This window comes from Pandoraea terrae (genome assembly GCF_902459695.1).
GTDB lineage: Bacteria > Pseudomonadota > Gammaproteobacteria > Burkholderiales > Burkholderiaceae > Pandoraea > Pandoraea terrae.
Genome location: NZ_CABPRZ010000044.1, coordinates 1 through 23163, shown reverse-complemented (window position 1 = coordinate 23163; position 23163 = coordinate 1). Strand labels below are relative to the sequence as shown.

The window sequence follows — 23163 nt, the reverse complement described above, 5'->3', positions numbered from 1 at the left end:
GTGTTCGAGGAGATCCGCGGCCTGGGCCTGCTGCTCGGCGCGGTGCTCAAGCCGGCCTATGCGGGCAAGGCCAAGGACGTCGTGACCGAAGCCGAGAAGGCCGGTCTGATGGTGTTGGTGGCAGGCCCCGACGTAGTTCGCTTCGCGCCGCCGCTGAACATTCCGGAATCTGACATCGATGCGGGTCTCGCGGCACTCGACAAGGCCGTGGCTGCGGTCTGTGCGACTGCGAAGGCGGCCTGAGCATCGCGACGCGCTCACAGGGCCGTGACCTGATGCCGCGCCGCATGAACGCGCCGGAACGTACACGGCCCGCGGCGGCGGGCCCTGCGGCGCCCGCTGCCTGCGCATCACCGCGCGTGGTCCGGCTCGCGAACGAAAACGACCTGCCCGCGCTGCTTGCGCTCGCGGCGCAAGCCGGGCCGGGCCTGACGTCGTTCAAGCCCGACGAAGCTTCGCTGCGCGCGCGCCTTGCACGTGTCCGGGCGACGCTCGAAGACCGGGCGCCGACGGCGGAGCAGGGCTATCTGTTCGTCATGGAAGATGCGTCCACGGGCGCCGTCGCGGGTGTTTGCGGCATCGAGGCCGCCGTCGGCCTGGATCAGCCGTTCTACACCTACCGCAAGGACACGATCGTCCATGCGAGCCGCGAGCTGAATGTCTGGTCGCGCATGCTGACCCTGTCGTTGTCGAACGATCTCACCGGCAACAGCGAACTATGCTCCCTGCTGCTCGACCCCGCTTGGCGGGGACACGGCAACGGCGCGCTGCTGTCCAAGGCGCGCTTTCTTTTTCTCGCACAATTTCCGGAACGCTTCAGCTCGCACGTGTGCGCGGAGTTGCGCGGCTATTTCGACGACGAAGGCCACAGCCCGTTCTGGCGTTCGCTCGGTCAGAACTTTTTCAAGATCGACTTCGATCAGGCCGATTACCTGACGTCCATCGGCAAGAAGTCGTTTGTCGCGGAACTGATGCCGAAATATCCGATCTACGCCGATTTCCTGTCGGCCGAAGCGCAAGCCGCGATCGGGGTTACGCACAGGGACACCTTGCCCGCGCGTCGCATGCTCGAACAGGAAGGCCTGCGAGCCGGCTCGCACGTTGACATCTTCGACAGCGGCCCGGTGCTCGAGGCCCGCGTCGCCGACCTGCGCGCGGCGCGTGAAAGCCGCTATTTGCCCGTGGTCATCTCGCCCGACGCGGTACACGATGGCGAGCCCTATTTGATCGCCACACTCGGCCTCGCTTCGTTTCGTGCGACGCTGGTCAGCGGCGCGCCGGCGGATGACGCCATGCCGCTTTCGCCAGCCGTCGCGAACGCGCTTGGCGTTACCGGCGGGGACCGTGTCCAGGTGCTCGCGCTCAAGCCTCAGGCGCCGATGCAGGACTGAACGGCGGGGGTATGCGTTCGCGCATATTTCACTTGATCCGGGCCCAAGGCCGTCTCTAGAATGGCCACTTGATGCGGCGCCAGTGCGGGGCATCGCTCCAGCATCGCTTTCGCCGCCGGGCGAGGCGGCAGGTTCGCCTTGTCACGGCCAGTTCCTCGGCGGCCCTCCGGCCGCCTGACGTCAGGAGTGTCAAATGGCTCTTAATCCTACCCGCAACACCTTGTCCGAAAAAATTCGTATCGAGTCGGTCAATATGCTGAACCGGGGGCTCATCAACGGCATCGACGTTCAGCGGCAGGCCAAGCAGGCGCACTGGAACGTGCACGGGCCGAGCTTCATCGCACTGCACTTGCTGTTCGACGAGGTCTTCGAGGCAGCGACTGAATGGTCCGATCTGTGCGCCGAACGGTTGGTTGCGCTTGGCGGCGTGGCCGACGGCCGTGTGCAGACGGTGGCAGCGAAGACGGAACTCGCGCAGTACAAGAACGAGTTCAAGCGCGGCCTTGATCACGCCTCGATGCTTGCGGAGACGCTGGCCAGTTATGGGGAGATTGTGCGTGGCTTGATCGACAAGGCGGATGAGATCGGCGACGCCACCACGGCCGATCTGTTCACGGAGGTCTCGCGCGGCGTCGACGAATATCTCTGGAAGGTCGAAGCGCACCTGCGCGGGGAGTGAGCCTCGCTGCCAAGCGTGCCAGCCGGCGTTGCGCCGGTTTGTGCTTTACGAAGGCGTGCACGCACGTGCACACGGCCCGATCGATGATGTTGCCCGCGTTTGGCACATCCGCCTGCCGCTGCAAGCGTAACCGGCGCTTTCCGGCTTGCGTGACGGGGGTACGGTAGACAAGCACGTGAGAACAGGACGCCAATGCTAGTGAACTGCGCGGCATATGAAGACGGCCGCAAGATTGCCGATATCACGCCGGACGAAATCGGCCGATACCTCGCCCGCCCGGGCTGCTTTGTATGGGTCGCGCTCAAGGACCCGGGGCCGGGCGAATTGTCGGCCCTGCAACACCAATTCCGGCTGCACGAATTGGCCGTCGAAGACGCGCGCCACGGGCACCAGCGCCCCAAGATCGAAACCTACGGCGACTCGCTCTTCACGGTCCTCCACGTCATCGAGGAGGACGCAGACGGCGACGGAGAACTCAACACCGGCGAAGTTGCGATCTTCGCGGGGCATAACTATGTGCTGTCGGTGCGCCAACACTCGGAGCGCGGTTTTGCGGACGTTCGCGCAAGGTGCGAGCGCGAGCCGCATCTGCTGCGCCAGGGTCCGGTCTTCGTCCTGTACGCGTTGATGGACAGCGTGGTCGACCGTTATTTCCCCTTGTTCGATGTGCTGGAGGCGGAACTCGAAGCTATCGAAGCGCACATCTTCCAGCCGACCAACACCTCGAAGGGCCGCCTGATCATCGAGGATCTGTATGGTTTGAAACGCCGGCTGGTGACCTTGCAGCATGCGTGCGTACCGCTTATGGAGTCGGTCAGCAAACTGTTCGGTGCGGTGGCGCCGAAGCTCTGTGGCGGCATGCAGGAGTATTTCCGCGACGTGTACGACCATTTGCAGCGCATTGTGAGAAACATTGATCTGCTGCGCGAAATGGTGAATACGGCGATTCAGGTCAACCTCGGGATGATTTCGCTCGCCGAGAACGAGACGACAAAGCGTCTGGGGGCGTTCGCCGCACTGTTTGCGGTGCCAACGATGATTGCCGGCATCTACGGCATGAACTTCAGCGACATCCCTGAGTTGAAGTTCCCGTACGGCTATCCGATATGTATCGTGTCCATGGTCGCGATCGACATCTTCCTTTTCTGGCGGTTCCGGAAGATCGGCTGGCTCTAGGGCCTGCTCACGCCAATATCGGGCTCGCCAACGTGTTCTGCCGGTCGGGGGACGGTTTTTTTGGCTGCCCCGGACGGCGTAGAGAAACTGCTCTAGAATGCGTCAACGCCGCATCAGACGGCCGTGACTTCTGCGAAGACTCCGGAAGGTCTCCGTCACCCAGAACCATAATAAAGGGTCAGATCTTGAACACACCACTTACGGGGATTCGCGTCATCGAGTTTTGCCACGGCACGGCGGGCGCATACTGCGGCATGCTCCTTGCAGACATGGGCGCGGATGTTGTCACGGTCGATGCCCCGCCGGGCGCATTGACCGGGCACGCACACGACGACACGCTCACGACGCTGCATCGCAACAAACGTTCCGTCACACTTGACCTGACATTGCCTGACGACCGTCACCGCGCGCATGCACTGGTGCGCGACGCTCACGTCCTCATCGAAAGCTTCCGGCCGGGCCTCCTCGCGGGGCAGGGACTGGGCTTCGAGGCATTGAACGCCGTTCACCCGGCGCTGGTCTACGCGTCCATTTCGGCGTTCGGTCAGGACGGACCGCGCGCGCAGGACGGCGCGCACGACCTGACGGTTCATGCGCTGCGGGCGGTCCTGGCGCCGTCGATGCCGGGGTTGCCGCCGCACGATTCGGGGCACGCGCATCGTCACGATCTGCCATGCGACGTACCGCTGGCCGATTTCTCGGCCGGCCTGTATGCCGCCTTCGCGGTAGTCTCGGCGTTGCGTGAAGCTGAACGGACCGCGCGCGGGGCGCACGTCGACGTGCCGATGCTTGGCGCGACCCTTGCGATCGCGTCGCTGCGCCAACCGGCCGCCGTTGCGAACGTAGCGGAAGCGCCTGCGGCTTCTGCACCCGGCGCCCGTTCAGGCGCACGCACGACGCCGTATCCGACGTTCCGGGCGCGCGACGGCTTCTTCAGCATGGCCACGGACAACACCGCCGGATGGCGTGCGGCTTGCGCAGTGGTGCATCGCGTCGATTTGTTGGGCGATCCACGTTTTTCGAATGCGTCGGATCGCGCCCGTCACCAGGGCATCCTCCGCGAGGAGCTTGAAGGCGTGTTCGCCCACGACGACGCAGCCGTGTGGCTTGCCCGCCTGCGGGCGGCAGGGGTGCCGTGCGCGCCGATCAGCATGTATTCACAGGCCCTGACAGATCCCCAAGTGGCCTACATGGGATGGGTCCGCTCGCTGGAACTGCCGTCCGGCGGCACTACCCAGACGTTCGGCTCGCCCCTGCGATTCAACGGCACGGCGCCCGAAATTCGCCTGCGTCCGCCTGCGCGCGGCGAGCACAACGACGATGTGTTTGCCGAAATTGCAACGCGCAGCGCCGATACGGGATCGTCTTCGTGAACCGGCCCTAGCCACCCGTTACACAACTGAGCGGCGGCCTGCGCAACGGCCGCCGCTTTTTTTTTGCTCAGGCGCGCATGGGCGTTCTGAAAAAAATCCTATATAATTATCCGTCATAAGCTTATTACTTAATGTGATTTGAGTGATAACCTCCTTGCTTGACGGCCATCAACCATGATTTTTCAGACATTGGACCCGACGTTACTGGCGGCACTTCTGGGCGGGGCCGTCGGCGTGGTACTCGGGCTGACCGGCGCCGGCGGCGGCATTTTTGCGGTTCCGGCGTTGGTCTTCGGATTGGGTTGGGGTGTCCCGCAGGCGGGGCCTGTCGCGTTGCTGGCCGTCGGCGCGAGTGCGGCGGTAGGCAGTGCGCAAGGGTTGCGCGCGGGACTGGTGCGCTACCGCGCCGCAGCCCTGATGGCGGCCATCGGCGTGGCGATGGCGCCGCTGGGCACTTTTGCCGCGCATCGCTTGCCTGAACCCTGGCTCGTCGGCCTGTTCGCCGCGGCGATGATTGTGGTCGCCACGCGCATGTATCTTGGATCGCGCGGCGGCGCATCGTCGGAAATCCCGGCAGCGTTGCCGCCGTGCCGGCTCGATCCGGCCACCGGGCGCCTTCACTGGACGCAGCGCGTCGCGGCGACGCTCGGCGCCATCGGCGCAGTGTCAGGATTCGCGTCCGGCCTGCTGGGCGTCGGCGGGGGCTTTGTGATCGTCCCGGCGCTCAGGCGCTACTCCGATATCACCGTGCATGGCATTGTTGCGACGTCGTTGTTCGTGATCGCACTCATCGCGGCGGGCACGGTCGCCAACGCCTGGTGGCATGGCATGCACCCGGGCAACGTCGGCTGGACGTTCGTGGCGGGTGCGATCGCCGGCATGATCGGCGGGCGGCGCATCGCGCCACATCTGCCGGCATCGCGGCTGCAACAACTTTTCGCCATCCTGATGTTTGTCGTGGCGCTGGGCATGCTCGACAAGGCTGTCGGCGCCTGATACCGGCCCCTCGTTTTGCTCCATCGCGCCGCGCCGGACTCGGTCACACCGGCGCGCCCCGCTGTCGACGCCGTGATGTCACGGTTTTCCGATTCCTCGCCGGAATTTGTCGTGCTTGCACGCGCATCCTGAATCTTTCCCGCGTGCTGCGGTCCATGAATAGCGTCCAACCTCGAGACGGGATCATGTACGCACGCCGACGTAACTGCATTTTTCGCATCCGTCCACAGCGTATGGCGCGTCCATTCGCGCTTTGTTCTCGATCGGATGGGAAACGTCCTAGGGTTACCTTCCGTTTATTTGGGTAGTTTCCTAAAAATCGGCACAAGTTGGCACAACTTTCTAGATTTCTCCTATATTTCAGGCGGTTGCAGACGCATTTTCACGAAGTGCGGCGCGATGCGGAAGAAAGTGCGGAGTCACAAAGGATAGGATGGTTTGAAAACAGCAGGGCATCGAATGGCGATTATCGCCGTGATGGGTACGGCGTTGGCTGGATTGGCCGGTTGTAGCGAGCGCGGTGCGCCACCGCTTGTCCTCGTGGCGCCGCCGGTGCCCGACAGCACGGCGACGCTGCAGCGCGCGAGCGCCAATGCGGCTGCGCCGGCAGAAGTGCAGGCGCGATTGCGGCCGGTAGCCGCCATGGTCAACATGAGCCACAACCCGACCGTCGGCGAGCCGGTGACCGGCACATACCGCTGGATGGCCGATTGGCCCGAATCGGACAGCGTGCACGGTTGGGAAGCGGCGGCCGGCGCCACGCGTATCCGACTGGTTGGGCATGCGCGCGAGTTCGTGCCGCCGGCAAGTTTGCGGGGCGTTCGCGTGCGCTACTGCATCAAACCTGTAACCGGGGCAGGCGAACAGCGCCTCGCCGGTTACAAGAGCTGTTCGGCGTGGACTGCGGTCGACGCCGCGCGGAAAGCGCCGGCCTGATGCCCGAACGGGGCGGGCGGCGACACTGAGTGCACGGTCAAGGCGACCGTGTGTGCGTTTGTGAACGCACATTTCCCTTGGTAGCCGTTGTGCGCAAGCTGTGCGGCACACAGCGGCGAACTCTTTTGCAAAGGGCCCTAAATTACCATGATGGTCAAAATTCTGATTGCGGACGATCACCCGATCGTGGCGCAGACGCTGCGTGAAATGCTCTCGCCGGACCCCGGCTTTCACGTCTATCCGCCGGTTGTCGACTCGACGGATCTGTTCAAGGCATTGGAGACGCAATCGGTCGATGTGCTGATTACCGACTACACGATGCCCGGTGGCGTGTTCGGCGACGGACTCGGCATGGTCAAGCGCGTGCGCCGTCTGTATCCGGACATCAAGATCATTGTCTTCACGGCCATGGAACAACCGGCGATCATCCATGCACTGAACGATTCGGGCGTGCTGGGCGTATTGACGAAATGCGACGACGTGCGCGAAATCACCGTGGCCGTCGAGCGCGTACGTCGCGGGATGCGTTACCTCGGCGGCCGGGCCGAGCAGATTCTCGACGATCAGGCGCGTCGCAAACCGCAAAGCCGTCGCCCGCTGTCGCCGAAGGAAATGGAAGTGCTTCGTATGTACCTGTGCGGGCATAACGTCTCCGAGATCGCGGAAACCTTGCGCCGTTCGGCGAAGACCATCAACAATCAGAAGCGCATGGCGATGGCCAAGCTCGGCTGCCGTAACGACATGGAGCTGTTCCAGCTGCATGCGTCGAGCCCGCTCGAACTGACGCGTGAATCCGAGGGCTGACCGAGTGCCGTCCGCCGGATCGATCGTGGCAGCCGGCCACCGATGATGCAAACCCCAATCACGCGCGATATCGCGATCGCCGGCCGGCTGCTGCGTACCGGAGGCGTGCTGGCGCTGCTGTTCGGTCTCGCGCTATGGGCGGCGATCGTCTCGTATTCGCTGTTCGGGGCGCTGTGGCATGGGGGGCAGAAGACGGAGGCTTTGTACGCGGCGTTGGCGCGCGAAATCGGCTATCAGGAGCTGTTCTCGCAGCAGGCGAGAAATGTCGCGATCGATACGCTGCTGGGGTCGCAAGCGGAACATGTGCGGACCGCACCGATCGTCGAACGCCTGTTGCCCGAGTTGTCGAAGATGCCGGTCGGCACCGCGCGCGTGGTGCCCGGCGTGGCATGGGACCCTGAGTTCGAGATGGTCAAGCGCGCGCCGATTGGCGCTGCGCGTGCCAGCCAATTGGCCCTGTTGACCGCGCGCTTCATGTTGTTCGACGCCGATTTCTGGGATTTCGATATCGTCGACGACGCCTTCGTTGTGACGCCGGAAGGAGATTTCGCCGCATTTCGTCCGGTCCTCGGGCGTGGCCGGCTGTCCGCCGCGGAAATCGACCAGGGGCTCAAGCATCTGGTCGCGCAATTGCAGGCGGTGTTTCCGGAAAAGAGCGACGCCAAGGATGGGCCCTACTGGACCCGTGCCTACACACACCCGCACACGGGGTTATCGACCGTCACGAGCTTTGTTCCCGTGCGCGACCCCGCCGGGCGGGTCATTCTCTTCGTCGGTTCCAACGTCGTGCCCGACAAGATCGTCCCGAACGAAGTGCGTGCGACGGCGCGTGCCGGTGAATCGCTGCTGCTCGTGAGCGACGAAGGCAACGTGTTGGCCGGGTCGGGCGATCCGGCGTTGCGTCAGGCGCATCCAAGCACGCCGCTGGTGAATCTGCCGCTGTTCGGCAGTGCCTTGATGCGGATCAGTGTCGATCATGCCCGTGTCACTTTCGAACGGCATTTGCCGACGAATCCATGGTATGTCCTGTATTCCATCGACAACCTCAAGCTGTTGCGCGACAACGGTCCGATGCTGGCCGGCGCCACGCTCCTGTTGCTCCTGTATGCCTGCGGCGTGTGGGCGGCGACACGGCATTTGCGCCAACGGATCATCGAGCCTGCGCAAGCGCGTACGGCGGCGTTGATCGAGCGCGACGCGTTCACGCGCACCCTTATTGAGGCCGCGCCGGTCGGCATGGCGATCATCGACCCGATCGGGCCCTCCGTGGTCATGGCGAATCCGTGCTACATCGGCACGGTCGACCTGATTCGACAAATGAGCGACGGCGAGTTGCTGCGTGTCTACCGGCAACTGAGCAGCGGCGTCGCCGCACGGCCGATTCACCGCTTTGTCAGTGCTGCCGACGCTGACGGGGAGCGTCATTACGCTGTCAATCTCGTTGACGCGGTGTTTCGTGAACGACCGGTGCTGATCGGCATCGTGTCGGACGTCACCGAGCAGCGGCGCTTCGAGCTTGAGCAGCGCAAGGCGCGGCTTGCGGCGGAAAGCGCCAACAAGGCCAAGGACGGATTTCTCGCCACGGTGAGCCACGAGATGCGCACGCCGCTCTATGGCACCCTTGCGTCTCTGGAATTGCTCGGCAAGCAGGCGCTTGACGACGAGAAGCGGTATTACGTCGACGTGATGGAAAGTTCGACACGCAACCTGCTGGATCTCATCAACGACTTGCTCGACTATTCGCGCATTCAAGTCGACCGCTTCGAGCTGAATCCGCGCGACTGCGTATTGCTCAAGGAACTGGAGTCGGTCGGATTGTCGTTTACGGGGCGTGCGCGTCTTCAGGGGTTGACGCTCGACTGGATGATCGATCCGGCGCTGGCGCACGCGGTGCACACGGATGCGTCGCGCCTGGGGCAGGTCATCACCAATCTCGTTGGCAATGCCATCAAGTTCACGCCGGCCGGCCATGTGGCTTTCAGCGCGCGGGTCATGTCGATACGCGATAACGGCTGCGACGTTGAATTTCGCGTCAGCGACAGCGGTATCGGCATCGATGCGCACGATTTGCCGGACCTGTTCCAGCCGTTTGGCAAAATTGCGGCGGGTCAGGGGATGCAGCACGGCACGGGCCTGGGGCTGGCGATATCGCGCCAGTTTGTCGAAATGCTGGGCGGCGCCATCGCGGTCGAAAGCGAATCGGGGCGCGGTACGTCACTGCATTTCGTATTGCAGCTGCCGTGGGCGCACGCGGTGAACGTGCCGCGTATTCTGCCTGTCGCGCAAGGCGTGCGTACCTTTGGATTCATGACCGAATATCCGCGCCGCGAGTGGTTCCTTGAAGCGCTGGTGCGTCATGCAGGATTCGTTCCGGTGCGCTATGCATCGCCCACGGCATGGACTGGCGGTCGAGGGCTTTCCGACGACGACGGACTGCTGTTGTTCGGCGACGAGTGGCCCATTCGCGGCATGATGCACGACCACGTGTATCTGCTGCGCCCCACGCCGATTGACCGCCGAACGCGCCCGGCCATGGCATGGCCGCACAACCTTGCGCTGCTGCAACAGACCGACACACTGCGGATGCTTCGCGGTCCGGGCGCCGGCGCCGTGGACGGCTTGCCCGTCGAGGGCGTGCAGGCGGGCGAGCCGCCCGACGCCAGTGAACAGCCCATGGGCGGGTGGTATGTGCTGGTCGTCGACGACCATCCGATCAGCGGCATGTTGCTCACGCGTCAACTTGAAGTTCTTGGCGCCGTCGTGGACTGCTATCACGATCCGCGCGAGGCGCTTGATGCCTTCGATGAGGCGTCTCACATGCTTGTGATGACGGACGCCAACATGCCCCATCTCTCGGGCCGCGAACTGGCGGTGCAGTTGAAGCGGCGCGCGCCCGACATTCCAGTGATCGTCGTGACGGCGGACGTCACGCTCCCCGCGGACAAAGAGCCGGGCACGCCGTTCGACGCGGTGCTATACAAGCCGGTCGATGCAGGTGGGTTAGCCCGCGCGGTCGATGCCTTGCAGGCGCGGTTTCCCGCGCTGAACGACATGTTGCCGCTGGACCGGCCGACGGAACGGACGCCCGACGCGACGTTCGAAATCGGGACATCGCCGAGCGCGGATTTGCTTGATTCGTTCGTTGTCATTTCGGACGCCGATCTCGATCAATGCCGTATCGCCATCGCCGCGGAGGATCGGGCGCACTTGCGGCACTGCGCGCACCGGCTGCGGGGCGGGTTCATGGCGTTTGGTCTGAGCGGGATGGCAGAGTTTGCCGCGCAACTGGAGCATTGCGCGCCACACGCGTCGCGCGCCCAGATGGAAGGCGCCTTCACGGCGCTCGAGGCAGCGTGGACCGACTGGCTGCGCCGTCGGGGACATGGCGTGGCCGCCTGAGATGACGGCAGGACATCGTCCTGCCGTCATCGGTATCCCCCGTCAGGCCGGCGCGACGGCCGACGGATGGAGAATTGCCGTGGCGATCGAGAAGTAGATCAGCACACCTACCGCATCGACGATCGAGGTGATCAACGGGGCGCTGGCTACCGTAGGGTCACGCTTGAAGCGCATGAGCAAGAACGGGATCGACAGGCCGATAAGGCTGGCGAATACGACAATGATGATCATCGACAACGCGACCACGAGCGCCAGCTCGGCCCCGCCACGATAGAACCCCGGAAGCGAAACCGCGAACGCCATCGTCAAGCCGAGCCCAAGCGATACGAGGAAGTCGCGGCCCGCGAGCCGGCCCCAGTCGGACAGGCGGACGTCGCGCGTCGATAGCGCACGCACCATGAGCGTGGCGGCTTGCGAGCCGGCATTGCCGCCCGAATCCACCAGCAATGGCAGGAAGAACACGAGCGCGATGGTGGCCTCGAGCGTTTCCTGGAATACCGCGATGCCGGCCCCGGAAAACAGATTGCCGAAAACGAGCAACACGAGCCAGACGACACGCGCGCGATACAGCGAGAACGTCGAGGCGTCGCGCACGCTGCCGAACACCTGCGTGATGCCGCCCTGGCCGCGAAAGTCGCGCGCGGCTTCCTGGGCCGGTACGTCCGTGGCCACATCCAGGGCGTCGTCGAATTGTTGCAGCAACTGGTCGCGGGCTTCCGACGACATGCTTGCAATCAGGTTGATCAGCGAGGCGCGGTCGAGGGTGCGCGCCAGCGTGAAGCGCCAGTCCGGCGGCAAGGCCAGAAACGCCGATATCTGGCGGGCGCGCGGTAATGTCTTGAGCGCGGAAGCGGCTTCGCCGGCCGTCAGCGACGTCAGCAGACCCGCCACGGCGGACGCGGAGAGATCGCCGAGCATTTGGGCGACGGACGGATGATCGGCGCGCTGGATCAAAGACTGCAGGCGAGCGGGTTGCAACGGGGTTGCGTGAATGGTCATGCAGAAAACTCCATACGGACGTACGCCGTGGATCGCGCCGGCGAGCACGCCACACCCCGTCGTCGGCGCGGGCGCGTGACATGTCGTCGCCGGCACTGGCAAACGTTCCGTTCAACGGAAAATCAATGAATGCGTGAATCGAAGGGGGGCGCCGCGACATGCGCCGGCACATACGTGCGCGCGCATGTCACGCTCGCGATGCCCGATCGAAAGCGTATGGGTGGGGAGGGCAGGCGAAACGAGACGGGTAAATGCCGGTCTCGGTGAACGTTACGCGGTGGACGCGCGATCCGGCGCTTTGCGGATCTGGAGGGAAGGATCCGTGCGCGTGAAATTCAGGATGCCGGAGGTCCGTCGCCTCGTCCCGCCTGCGAAGGACTGCCGTCAGTGGCGGATTCCATGGCGAATCTCCTTGAAACGTGGATAGGCACGTCGCGCTGACGCTGCGGCTGCAGTCGATAGCGCGACATCGTATCGAGGCGCACACGCGATCGCGTCGTTCACGCGGATGGCATCGGTTCGCGGTTCTGATGCGCGAAAATCGGTACAGTTCCTTGCTTCACGGTGAATCGGATATTTCCCGGCGACGTGCCCAGTCGTGGGCGGTGCCTGCGCGGGATCGCCGGCAGGTCCGGGAACACGGGACGATTACGCGAGTCACACGTGCTAGCATTGATTTTCCGCCGCGCCCCTGCTGTGCGGCCGCTTCCTCAGAACTCTCGAGAGCACATGGTAAAACGTCGCACATTCCTGACTTCGGCCACGGCTTCCGTGGCACTCGCTGCGCTGGGCATCACGCCGTCGGCCATGGCGGCGCGCCGCGTCAAGCTGGGCGCCGCGGCGCCATTTTCCTACGACGCCCTGGTCGAGCGCGCCCGCGCGATGGCACAGCAGCCATACGCGCCGGCGCCCACGCCGCCGCGCGAAATCCTTGAAAAAATTGACTATGAGGCGCACGGCAAGATCCGGTTCAACACCGATTACGCCTTGTTCGCCGACGGACCGGGCCAGTTCCCCGTCACCTTCTTCCATTTGGGCCGGTTCTTTCAGGCACCGGTGCACATGTTTGTCGTCGATGGCGCCGCGGGCAAACTGTCCGCGCAGGAGATCATCTACGACGAGCGCTATTTCGACATGCCCGCCGACAGTCCCGCGCATCAACTGCCGGCTGGCAGCGGCTTCGCGGGATTCCGCTTTCAGGAAAGCCGCAACGGCGACCCGCACACTCGCGATTGGCGCAAGAATGACTGGGTTGCGTTTCTCGGTGCGTCGTATTTCCGCGCCATCGGCGACCTTTATCAATATGGCCTGTCGGCGCGCGGCATCGCCATCGATGTCGCCCAGGCCGGCAAGCCGGAAGAGTTTCCGAACTTCACGCAGTTCTACTTCGAGACGCCTCGCGGCAAGGCCGATACGGTCATTGTGCACGCGCTGCTCGACGGCCCTAGCATCAGCGGGGCCTACCGTTTTGTGATGCAACGCGGCAAGGGCGTGATCATGGACGTCGATTCGGCATTGTTCCTGCGCAGGGATGTCGGCAGGCTCGGCATTGCGCCCGCGACGTCGATGTACTGGTTCTCGGAAACCGTCAAGGCGACGGGCGCCGACTGGCGTCCGGAAGTGCATGACTCCGACGGTCTCGCCATCTGGAACGGCGCGGGCGAGCATATCTGGCGGCCGTTGAACAATCCGCCGCATACCACGGCTTCTGCATTCAGCGACCGCAATCCCAAAGGGTTCGGCTTGCTGCAGCGCGATCGCAATTTCGACCACTATCAGGACGGTGTCAACTACGAGCGCCGGCCCAGCTTGTGGGTCGAGCCGCTCGAAGGGTGGGGCGAGGGCGCTGTGCAACTGGTGGAGATTCCGACGGACGACGAAATTCACGACAACGTCGTGGCCATGTGGGTGGCGAAGGCGCCGGCCCGCGCAGGCAACGCGTATCACTTGAAATACCGTCTGCATTGGCTGGCGGACGAACCGTATCCCTCGCCACTGGCGCGCTGTGTCGCGACGCGGCTCGGCAACGGCGGCCAACCAGGGCAGCCCCGCCCGCAGGGTGTGCGCAAGTTCATGGTCGAATTCAAGGGCGGGCCGCTGGCGAAGCTGCCGTTCGGTGTGAAACCGGAGGCGGTGCTTTCATCGTCGCGGGGGAAGTTCTCGTATGTGTTCACCGAAGCCGTGCCGAACGGCGTGGCCGGGCACTGGCGCGCCCAATTCGATTTGACGGCGGACGGCGACGAGCCCGTCGACATTCGGCTCCATCTGCGGTTGAAGGAGCAGGCGCTCAGCGAAACCTGGTTGTTTCAATACCACCCGTTCAAGACCCGTACGGTCTACGGCGCCTGACGACGGTCTGCCGGCGGCCGCATCGACGATCGCCGGCGGCGGGCATCATGCTCACTCGAGGAAGTGCTCGGAGATCAGCTGCCGTAACCACTGATTGCCGGCATCCTGGTGGTAACGGCGGTGCCAGAAAATGTTTGTCTGCAGGGCGGGCAAACGGATCGGCGGCTTGATGAATCGCAAGCCAAACGGGGCGGCCGCCCGTTCCGCAAATTTCTGCGGCACCGTCACGACGAGGTCGTTCGCGCTCACGATATACGGCACCGCGATGAAGTGCGGCACCCAGAAGTGGGACGCCGCGCCGACGCCGGCTTGCTCAAGCGCCTGATTGACGCTGGCGTACGGATTGTCGGCCGTCGACACGAACAGGTGGCGCGCGGCCTGGAACGCCGCGAGGCTTACGTGCGCGGTGTCCAGCGCATGGCCCGCCCGGAACATGCTCACGTACTGCTGGCGAAACAGGCGCCGCTGATAATACGATCCCGTCAGGTCGTCGAATGCGCCGACCGCGAGATCGACGCGGCCCGCCGCCATCGCTTCCTTCAACTCGGGCATTTGGACCCGCATCGTCACCAGCCGCACATTTGGCGCAAGCTGTGCGCACAGGTCGATCAGCGTTGGCATGAAGTACACCTCGCCGACGTCCGTCATCGCCAGCGTGAATTGCCGTGAGCTCTGCGCCGGATCGAATTCCTCTCGATGATTCACCGCCTGTAGCAGGCCCGATAGCGCGGCAGCAACCGGTTCGGCCAGCGCTTCGGCGAACGGCGTCGGTTGCATTCCGGCGCCCGTGCGCGTCAGGAGTTCGTCGTCGAACGTCTGGCGCAGGCGCCCCAACGCGTTGCTGACCGCCGGTTGCGACAACCCCAACTCTCGCGCAGCGCGCGAGATGCTCCGGTGCTGTAACACTGCATGAAAGACAACCAGCAGGTTCAGATCGATATCGCGTAAGTTGATCATGGCTGACGCCTGTCCTTTTCATGCAACCGCACCCGACGCGGCGTAATATTTGCATTATGAATAGTATTGATTTACGTATTTATATCGCAAAATTTGGTCGAGTGTCGCAAAATTCGTTGCAGGAGGCACGTCGTCCGACAGTCCGATCGATCACGGATCTCGGCCGTCGACGTCGTGCAGAGCATTCGGCAGGGTTACATCAAGGGAACAAGTATGCGTTACGCTGATCAGCAACCGGGAGGCCTGGCGTACCTGACGGGCTTCGCCAACGAGTTCGCCACCGAGGCGCTGCCCGGTGCGCTGCCCGTTGGCCGGAATTCGCCGCAACGTGCCCCGTACGGTCTGTACGCGGAGCAATTGTCGGGTACGGCATTTACGGCGCCGCGGGGACATAATCGCCGCTCGTGGGTGTACCGGATTCGCCCGGCGGCCGTGCACAAGCCGTTCGCCGAGTTTGCCCTGCCGCGTTGGTTGAGCCGCTTCGACGAAGTCCCGACGCCGCCGAATCAGATGCGCTGGGATCCGCTCGCGATGCCGGCGCAGCCGACCGATTTCGTCGAAGGCATGGTGACGATGGCCGGCAATGGCAGCCCGGACGCGCAGGTCGGCTGTGGCATTCACCTGTACGCGGCGAATCGTTCGATGACGGGCCGCTACTTCTATGATGCCGACGGCGAACTGCTGATCGTGCCGCAACAGGGGCGTTTGCGCCTCGCCACCGAAATGGGCGTGATCGATGCCGAGCCGCACGAGGTCGTGGTCATCCCGCGTGGCGTGCGTTTTCGTGTCGAGCTGCTCGACGGTAAAGCGCGCGGTTATGTTTGCGAGAACTACGGCGCGCTCTTCCGCCTGCCGGATCTCGGCCCCATCGGTTCGAACGGCTTGGCCAATCCGCGCGATTTCCTGACGCCGGTCGCCGCGTATGAGGATGTCGAGGGGAATTTCGAATTGATCGCCAAGTTCGGCGGCGCGATGTGGCACGCCGAGATCGATCATTCGCCGCTCGATGTGGTGGCATGGCACGGCAACTATGCGCCGTACAAATACGATCTGCGTCATTTCAACACGATCGGGTCGATCAGCTTCGACCATCCGGACCCGTCGATCTTTCTCGTGCTGCAATCGCAGAGCAACACGCCGGGCGTCGACAGCATCGATTTCGTCATTTTCCCGCCGCGTTGGCTGGCTGCGGAAAACACCTTCCGTCCGCCCTGGTTCCATCGCAACGTCGCAAGCGAGTTCATGGGCCTGATCCACGGCGTGTACGACGCCAAGGCCGAAGGTTTCGTGCCGGGCGGCGCCAGTCTGCACAATTGCATGACGGGGCATGGTCCCGATGCCGACACGTTTGAAAAGGCATCGGCCGGCGATACGAGCCAGCCGCACAAGGTCGACGCCACGATGGCCTTCATGTTCGAGACCCCTGCATTGATTCGTCCGACGCGTTTCGCGTTGGAGACGAAGCAGTTGCAACACGACTATTACACCTGCTGGCAAGGCCTGCAGAAGCATTTCAATCCGCACCAGCAGTAAGCCGGCGCGAAGCAAGAGAGGAATCCGAATGTCGCAATCTTCATCGGTCAAGACCGCCATCGCGCAAAGCTGGGTCGCTTCGGCCAACACGGGCGTTACCGACTTCCCGCTGCAAAATCTGCCGTATGGGGTATTCAGCACGGCCGCGCACCCGCAGCCGCGTGTCGGCGTGGCGATCGGCGATCAAGTGCTCGATCTCGCCGCGCTCGAGGCCGCCGGCGTACTGACGCCGTCAGCCGCTTCGCGCGTGTTCGATCAACCCGGCCTGAACGCCTTTATTGCGCTCGGACGCGATGCCTGGCGTGCCACGCGCGCACGTCTGACGCAGTTGCTCGACGCTGGCGACGCCAAGTTGCGCGATAACGCAGCGTTGCGCGCCGCCGCGCTGGTGCCGTTGTCCGAGGTGTCGTTGCATCTGCCGGTCGATGTGCCCGGCTATACCGACTTCTATTCCTCGAAGGAGCATGCAACGAACGTCGGCAGCATGTTCCGCGATCCGGCCAACGCGCTTTTGCCGAATTGGCTCGAAATTCCCATTGGTTACAACGGCCGGGCAAGTTCCGTCGTGGTCAGCGGTACGCCGATCCATCGTCCGAACGGACAGATCAAGTTGCCCGATGCCGCGCGCCCGGTGCTCGAAGCGTGCCGCAAACTCGATTTCGAACTCGAGACGGCGTTTATCGTTGGCCGCAATACGGCGCTCGGCGAGTCGATCGACGTGGCCCACGCCGAGGATGCGATCTTCGGCATGGTGGTGTTGAACGATTGGAGCGCCCGCGACCTGCAGCAATGGGAATACGTGCCGCTCGGCCCATTCAACGCCAAGACGTTCGGTACCTCCATCTCGCCGTGGATCGTGACGATGGAAGCGCTCGAGCCGTTCCGCGTCGCGGGACCGGAACAGAACCCGGCGCCGCTGTCTTACCTGACCGACGGCGCCGCGCATGCCTTTGACGTGGAACTCGAAGTGCGGCTGCAAGCGGAAGGCGACGCGACGCCCACGACGATCTGCCGTACCAACTTCCGTCATATGTACTGGAGCATGGCGCAGCAACTGGCCCATCACACGGTCTCGGGATGCAACGTGCGCGTCGGTGACCTCATGGGTTCGGGCACCATCAGCGGCCCGACACCCGAATCGTTCGGCAGCATGCTCGAGCTGACATGGAACGGCAAGCAGCCGCTGACGCTGGCCGGCGGCGGCACGCGCGGCTTCATCGAAGACGGCGACACCGTCAGCATGCTCGGCTGGTGCCAAGGCAACGGTTACCGCGTCGGCTTCGGCGAAGTCAGCGGGAAAATCCTGCCCGCCAAGGCGCGTTGAGCCGAGGGCTGCCGGCGCCCGGGGCCTGTTCACGTCAAGGTGGGGATGGCCTCACGCGGAATTCGCTACACGGGCCATGTGCGCCAGAAGCACGCTGAGGGCGGTACCCACGGCATGCGCAACCGGCAAGGCATGGTGGTGTAGACCAGTTGGTCGCCTTCGCGCTTGAGCAGCGGTGGATCGCCCAGTCGCGCACGGCGCGGCACCCGAGGTTTCGGGCGCCGCGCCTTTTCTTTTGGGGGTGCGGCGTCAGGCGGCAGGGTCGATCTCGGTGTCGGATTGGGTGTCGGCATGTCTGGATTCGCAAATGAATGACGAGCCGTCATTTACGCACAGGCCGGCGGGCGGGCAAAGGTGAAGGAATCCGAAAAATGGCGCGGCGCCGGGCGCCTTACCTTTGGCGCTCCGAGGGCGTGTCGCCGCGTGCAGCCGGTGCCGCCGGCGCGGCGCCACCCGAAGCGCCTGTTCGCGTACCGGGGCGCTGCGTGTCGCTCAGCCCGTCGTCGATCCACGCCGTGAGCAAGGTGTAAGTGACGGCGAGAATCACCGGGCCGACGAACAGGCCGACAATCCCGAACGCCAGCATGCCGCCGAGGACCCCCGCGAGAATCAGGATCATCGGCAAATCCGCACCGCGGCGGATCAGCATCGGGCGCATGATGTTGTCGAGCATGCCGATGAACAGCGACAGCACCAGCAACAGGGTCGCAAGGGTCGGACTGCCTTGCCAGTAGAGCCACGCCACGCTGCAAAGCAGGACCGGGAACGGGCCGATCTGCGCAATGCACAGCACCAGCATCAAGGCGGTCAGGAAGCCGGACAGCGGCACCCCCGTCAGCCACAGGCCTGCGCCGCCCAGAAGCGATTGGGTCACTGCGGTGACGATGATGCCGAGCGCGACGGCGCGGATCGATTGGCCCGCCAGGCGCACGACCTCTTCTCCACGATCGCCGCCCAAACGGCGCGCGGTGCGGATCAGCGCTTTCACCGCGCGCTCGCCCTGCATGAACAGGATGCCTGTAATGACCAGCGTGAGCGCCAGATGGACGAACAGGATGCCGACCGAGCCGAGCCGCGCGAATCCCCAGGTGGCGGCCTTGACGGCGTACGGCTGGACGCGCGACACCAGGCTGCCGGGACCTGCGGCCGCCAGCGCTTGCCACTCTTCACTTGCGCGGTGGCCGATCACGGGAATGCCGGCGAGCCAGTCCGGCGGCAACGGCAGGCCGCGCTGACCGATGGTCTGCACCTGGTCGCTGATGTTGGAGGCGTGGCTGATGAGTGTGACGATGGCCGCGGCCAACGGCGCGACCACGATGATCAGCATGGCGATGATCAGCACCGTCGTCGCGAGCCAACGGCGGCCCCACATGCGGCGTTGCAATCCGATCAGCAACGGCCACGTCGCCACGACGATCGTGGCGGCCCAGATCAGCGCGGGCAGAAACGGGAGCAATACCCAGAGGGTGCCGATCATCAGCAGGCTCAGGACCAGGATGATCAGCAGGTTGCGGGCGAGTTCGCTCGGCGTATTGGCTAGCATTACAGGCTCCAGAGGGCAGGCGGCGCAGGCGCGCGCCTGTACCGAGGGATCGTAGCATGAGCGGTATCTCATGGAAACGCGGCCGGACTTGTCCGGCCGACGTCAGACACTTGCGCAAAATGCCGGATTCGGCACGCCGGGACTGATCGCCGGCACCGGCGCGGGCGGGATGTGACTGGCGACGCAAGGCGTGGCTGGGTAAAAGGCGTTCCAAACGTACTGCAGCGGCCGCAAAGGCATCGTCAGGACTGTGCACACGTCCCGCAGCAAGGACTGCTGATGATATTCGTAGTGACGTCCCACGCCCAACCCGAGGCCGATCATCGCGTATACGAGCGCCAACGGCGGCATCTGCAGCGCGTTCCTCATGCATTCGGCGTAAGTGCTGTCCTGTTGGGTGGCGCCGGATAATTGAACGAGATACGCGTGCGCGGGCCCCAGTCCCGTAAATCCTGCCGATAGCGCCAGCGTTGGCAGTGTGATCGCCGGCTTTGGGAGGTTCGCAAGGATGCTTCGGGGCACGGAAACCACGCCATCGAGCCATCGGTCGCTCAGGGGCTTCGGGGGCGTAACCAGTAGCGTATCGATGAAATTCTGTCGCGTTATCAGGTGGCGGCGGCACCGTGCCTCGTCGAATTCCTGGCGCTTCGTTGTCATATGGTGGCCGGGACCGGCGGCGCTGATCCCGAATAAGCCGTCGAACACCAGATGGGCGCGGCGGAGGTGCTCGGGAGTCGTGCCCCAATACACGAGGACGGCTTCGGCAGCAATGCGCAGCCCGTTGCGCACTGCGCCGTACCAGAAGGAGAGCGACATCACCGCACAGGAGATGGTACGCAATGCGCTGGGGACGCAGTCGGGCCGGGTGCCGGTCCCTTGTGCAGGCGCGGGCCTGACGCCGACGTGCGCCGGCACGCAGGTGATCAGTTGCTCGATCAAGGTCCCCAATACCAACTCTGTCGCCATCAGTGTCAGGCTTTGGAGCGTGGGCGTAATGGCATCTGGCGCTTCCGAAATGAGCGTGGACAGATAGGTTCCGACGAAGAACGGCACTGCCTTCAGCGCGCCTTTCACGTAGTTGCTCACCGTGAGTGCGTCGCGTTCCTGGCGAACAAGCACGTCCAATTTCTCGTTGAATGTTTTGGCACTGACGGCTGCATTCGAGAGCGTTTGCGTCATGTCGTCGAGATATTGCTGCAGACGCCTGTCTTGCGCGACCGCATCCCTACCCCCAAATGGGGTGTAAATTGCTCGGGCGAGTGCAGCCCGTGCCGCCAGGGGCGAGGTATCCGTGGCGGGCGTCTGCCCCTTACGCCATTTCGAATCGTTCCGCGTGGTCCTGATTTGCGAGGCGGAGGGAAGCACTGCCTCGATGTCAAAAGCGAGATCGGGTGAATCAGGTGATGACACCGAACTTTTTAGTGAGGGCGAATTCGATGCGTACCCCTCATCCGTCGGGCTTCCTGGGGGCGGAGCCTGGCTCACCTGCTTGAGTTCGATGCCAATCTCGAGATCTTGCCGTCGGTTGGACTCGAGGGCGGAAGCGCCTTGCGCGGTGGATTTGCGGAAACTTGCGAAATGGCTTGATGCTAGCATCGATAAAAAACCCGGGCCGGGGGTCGCGGGCCATGCCTCCTTTGTCGAAAACGTTTGGGGAACGCCGAAACGGTGCCTTGGCAGCCGCTGGGTCGTGTGAGCAATCCTAGCCCGATTGCTGCAGGTGCAGCAACGCACCTACCGGTGTTTCGAGACAATGTTCGACACCAAATTGGGCAAATTCCGATCGAATTGCGGCAAGAAACGGAAAATGCAGCGCGCGTTTCCGTCAATGTCACGCGGTCGGGCGGCCAGTCGCGCCGACAACCTCAAACAGGCAAATTTCCAGATTTCAGACAATCGCTTTCAGGATTGCGACATCCCCGTCGAACCTTACTGACACCTTATTTTTTTGCTCCTAAGCTTCGTTCGAACTCGAGGTGCGGCATCCCCTGCGCCGACCTGACGAATGCATCTGCTTGCCGGAGACAAAAAAATGCCGTCCCACGCCGTTCAGAAAACCTGGTCACCCTTGTTTGCGGTGGCTGCGGAAGATAGCTTCGTTGATTTTCATCAATGCCTTGCCGAGGACGTCAAGCTCGCCATGCACGATATCGACGGCTCGCTTGCCCACGCGGCGATGCTGGCCCATGTGGGCGTTCTGTCGGATGGCGATCTGGCCGACATCGAACGCGGGCTGGACCAGATTCGTGCCGAAATCGAATCCGGCCGGTTCGTCTGGCGCGTGGAGCTCGAAGACGTCCACATGAACATCGAGGATCGGCTGACGGCGCTCGTCGGCGAGGCGGGCAAACGCCTGCACACGGCGCGCTCACGCAACGATCAAATCGCGACTGACCTGCGCCTGTATGCGCGTAGCCAGCTCGATGGCCTGCGTGGCGAAATCGACGCGCTATGCGGCGTGTTGCTGGCGCAGGCCGAGCGTCACGCGGACACGGTCATGCCCGGCTTTACCCATCTGCAGGTGGCCCAGCCGGTGACGTTTGGGCATCATCTGATGGCCTACGTCGCCATGCTGCAACGGGACCGCGCCCGCTTCGGCGAAGCCCGCGAACGCCTGAACGAACTCCCGCTGGGTGCGGCGGCGCTGGCAGGTACCGGCTATCCGATCGACCGCCAATTCGTGGCGCAGCGGCTGGGTTTTCGCGACGTCAGCCGCAATTCGCTCGATGCGGTATCCGATCGCGATTACGTTGCCGATATCTGCCATGCCGGCGCGATGCTGATGGGACACCTGTCGCGATTGTCCGAGGAATTGATTTTCTGGGCGACGCCGCTGGTGGGTTTCATCGAGATCGGCGACGCATTCTGTACGGGGTCGTCGATCATGCCGCAGAAGAAGAATCCCGATCTGGCAGAGCTGGTGCGCGGCAAGGCGGCCCGCGTCATGGGAAATCACGCGGCGGTGCTGGCGCTCATGAAGGGCCAGCCGCTGGCCTACAACAAGGACAACCAGGAGTCGAAGCGGCCGTTGATCGACACGCTGGAGACCGTGCGTGCGGCCGTGCGGGTGTTTGCCGCCATGTTGCCCACGGTGCAAGCGCAGACCGATGCCATGCGCGCCGCGGCAGATGCCGGTTACTCGACGGCCACCGATATGGCGGACTATCTTGTGCGCCGCGGGCTGCCGTTTCGCGACGCGCACCACGTCGTCGCAGCCGTCGTCCGGCATGCCAGCACGCACGGCAAGACGTTGGCGTCGCTGTCGCTCGACGAGTTGCACGGCTTTTCTACCGCCTTCGCGGCCGACGTCGCGGACGTATTGACCGTCGACGGCTCGGTCAGGGCGCGTGACCATGTTGGCGGCACAGCGCCTGCACAGGTCTTGCGGGCCGTGGCCGATGCGCGGGCGGCGCTCGGTGCGGCGTGAGCCTGTCGTCCGGTTTTGTTGGTGTGCTTCACTGGTTGGCTTCGTTCAACCGATTCGATTCGTTACCCCCAGGAGAAATCATGCGCAAGTCTTTCCTTTCCATGGCGATGGCTGCCGTCACGCTAGTTTCAGTCGTGGCCGCGGTGCCGGCGTCGCAGGCCGCTGACGCCCCGACTTACGTGGTCGGCTCCGGTGGCACATACCGCCCGTTCGAATTCGAAACGGCCCAGAAGGAACTGGTCGGTTTCGACATCGACGTGATCAAGGCGATCGGCCG

Annotated in this window: 19 protein-coding genes; 15 read left to right on the top strand and 4 right to left on the bottom strand. The window is 63.8% G+C overall.

The features are described 5' to 3' along the window. From PTE30175_RS27340 to PTE30175_RS27300, 9 genes are all read left to right on the top strand, one after another. On the top strand, nt 1–243 hold a 243-nt coding region (locus PTE30175_RS27340), incomplete at its 5' end, for an aminotransferase class III-fold pyridoxal phosphate-dependent enzyme (RefSeq protein WP_150700218.1). A 44-nt stretch (nt 244–287) separates the two neighbouring features. Next, the gene (astA, locus tag PTE30175_RS27335; protein WP_150700217.1) at nt 288–1391 is read left to right on the top strand and encodes an arginine N-succinyltransferase; all 1104 of its coding nucleotides are present in this window, start codon (nt 288–290) and stop codon (nt 1389–1391) included. Nucleotides 1392–1584: 193 nt separating this feature from the next. Further along, complete coding sequence (dps, locus tag PTE30175_RS27330; RefSeq protein ID WP_150700216.1) at nt 1585–2070, top strand: DNA starvation/stationary phase protection protein Dps; 486 nt, start codon at nt 1585–1587, stop codon at nt 2068–2070. Nucleotides 2071–2262: 192 nt separating this feature from the next. Next, on the top strand, nt 2263–3246 hold the full coding sequence (locus PTE30175_RS27325) for a magnesium and cobalt transport protein CorA (protein ID WP_150700215.1): 984 nt from the start codon (nt 2263–2265) through the stop codon (nt 3244–3246). 185 nt (nt 3247–3431) lie between these two features. Further along, complete coding sequence (locus tag PTE30175_RS27320; protein WP_150700214.1) at nt 3432–4619, top strand: CaiB/BaiF CoA transferase family protein; 1188 nt, start codon at nt 3432–3434, stop codon at nt 4617–4619. 174 nt (nt 4620–4793) lie between these two features. Beyond that, nucleotides 4794–5615, top strand: a complete 822-nt coding sequence (locus tag PTE30175_RS27315) for a sulfite exporter TauE/SafE family protein (protein ID WP_191629248.1) — start codon at nt 4794–4796, stop codon at nt 5613–5615. Between the two features lie 459 nt (nt 5616–6074). Beyond that, complete coding sequence (locus PTE30175_RS27310; RefSeq protein ID WP_150700213.1) at nt 6075–6551, top strand: hypothetical protein; 477 nt, start codon at nt 6075–6077, stop codon at nt 6549–6551. 147 nt (nt 6552–6698) lie between these two features. Beyond that, nucleotides 6699–7355 carry a response regulator gene (locus PTE30175_RS27305; protein ID WP_150700212.1) on the top strand — a complete coding sequence of 219 codons (657 nt, stop codon included), beginning with the start codon at nt 6699–6701 and terminating at the stop codon, nt 7353–7355. Nucleotides 7356–7397: 42 nt separating this feature from the next. Then, nucleotides 7398–10754, top strand: a complete 3357-nt coding sequence (locus PTE30175_RS27300; protein ID WP_150700211.1) for an ATP-binding protein — start codon at nt 7398–7400, stop codon at nt 10752–10754. A gap of 42 nt (nt 10755–10796) precedes the next feature. On the opposite strand, the gene PTE30175_RS27295 is transcribed toward PTE30175_RS27300, so the two are convergent. After that, the gene (locus PTE30175_RS27295) at nt 10797–11753 is read right to left on the bottom strand and encodes a magnesium transporter (RefSeq protein ID WP_150700210.1); all 957 of its coding nucleotides are present in this window, start codon (nt 11751–11753) and stop codon (nt 10797–10799) included. A 729-nt stretch (nt 11754–12482) separates the two neighbouring features. On the opposite strand from PTE30175_RS27295, the gene PTE30175_RS27290 reads away from it, so the two are divergent. Continuing rightward, nucleotides 12483–14102, top strand: coding sequence for an OpgD/OpgG family glucan biosynthesis protein (locus tag PTE30175_RS27290; protein WP_150700209.1), 1620 nt, complete (start codon nt 12483–12485; stop codon nt 14100–14102). 51 nt (nt 14103–14153) lie between these two features. On the opposite strand, the gene PTE30175_RS27285 is transcribed toward PTE30175_RS27290, so the two are convergent. Continuing rightward, complete coding sequence (locus PTE30175_RS27285; RefSeq protein ID WP_150700208.1) at nt 14154–15059, bottom strand: LysR family transcriptional regulator; 906 nt, start codon at nt 15057–15059, stop codon at nt 14154–14156. Between the two features lie 213 nt (nt 15060–15272). Here PTE30175_RS27285 and hmgA point away from each other — a divergent pair, with 213 nt between their 5' ends. Together hmgA and fahA are read left to right on the top strand one after the other, a co-directional pair. Then, a complete protein-coding gene (gene hmgA, locus PTE30175_RS27280) occupies nt 15273–16592 on the top strand; it encodes a homogentisate 1,2-dioxygenase (RefSeq protein ID WP_150700207.1) in 1320 nt (439 codons plus the stop codon). 28 nt (nt 16593–16620) lie between these two features. Further along, the gene (gene fahA / locus PTE30175_RS27275) at nt 16621–17916 is read left to right on the top strand and encodes a fumarylacetoacetase (RefSeq protein ID WP_150700206.1); all 1296 of its coding nucleotides are present in this window, start codon (nt 16621–16623) and stop codon (nt 17914–17916) included. A 391-nt stretch (nt 17917–18307) separates the two neighbouring features. On the opposite strand, the gene ydiK is transcribed toward fahA, so the two are convergent. After that, entirely contained in the window at nt 18308–19459 is a 1152-nt protein-coding gene (gene ydiK, locus PTE30175_RS27270; protein WP_150700205.1) for an AI-2E family transporter YdiK, read from the bottom strand. Between the two features lie 102 nt (nt 19460–19561). Beyond that, nucleotides 19562–21193: a hypothetical protein gene (locus PTE30175_RS27265; RefSeq protein ID WP_150700204.1), complete on the bottom strand. Its 1632-nt coding sequence runs from the start codon at nt 21191–21193 to the stop codon at nt 19562–19564. Nucleotides 21194–21212: 19 nt separating this feature from the next. Here PTE30175_RS27265 and PTE30175_RS27260 point away from each other — a divergent pair, with 19 nt between their 5' ends. The 3 genes from PTE30175_RS27260 to PTE30175_RS27250 form a co-directional block, all read left to right on the top strand. After that, nucleotides 21213–21395, top strand: coding sequence for a hypothetical protein (locus PTE30175_RS27260; RefSeq protein WP_150700203.1), 183 nt, complete (start codon nt 21213–21215; stop codon nt 21393–21395). A 96-nt stretch (nt 21396–21491) separates the two neighbouring features. Beyond that, the gene (gene argH / locus PTE30175_RS27255) at nt 21492–22886 is read left to right on the top strand and encodes an argininosuccinate lyase (RefSeq protein ID WP_150700202.1); all 1395 of its coding nucleotides are present in this window, start codon (nt 21492–21494) and stop codon (nt 22884–22886) included. A 101-nt stretch (nt 22887–22987) separates the two neighbouring features. Beyond that, a partial coding sequence (locus PTE30175_RS27250; RefSeq protein WP_224789003.1) for a transporter substrate-binding domain-containing protein occupies nt 22988–23163 on the top strand: 176 nt, incomplete at its 3' end.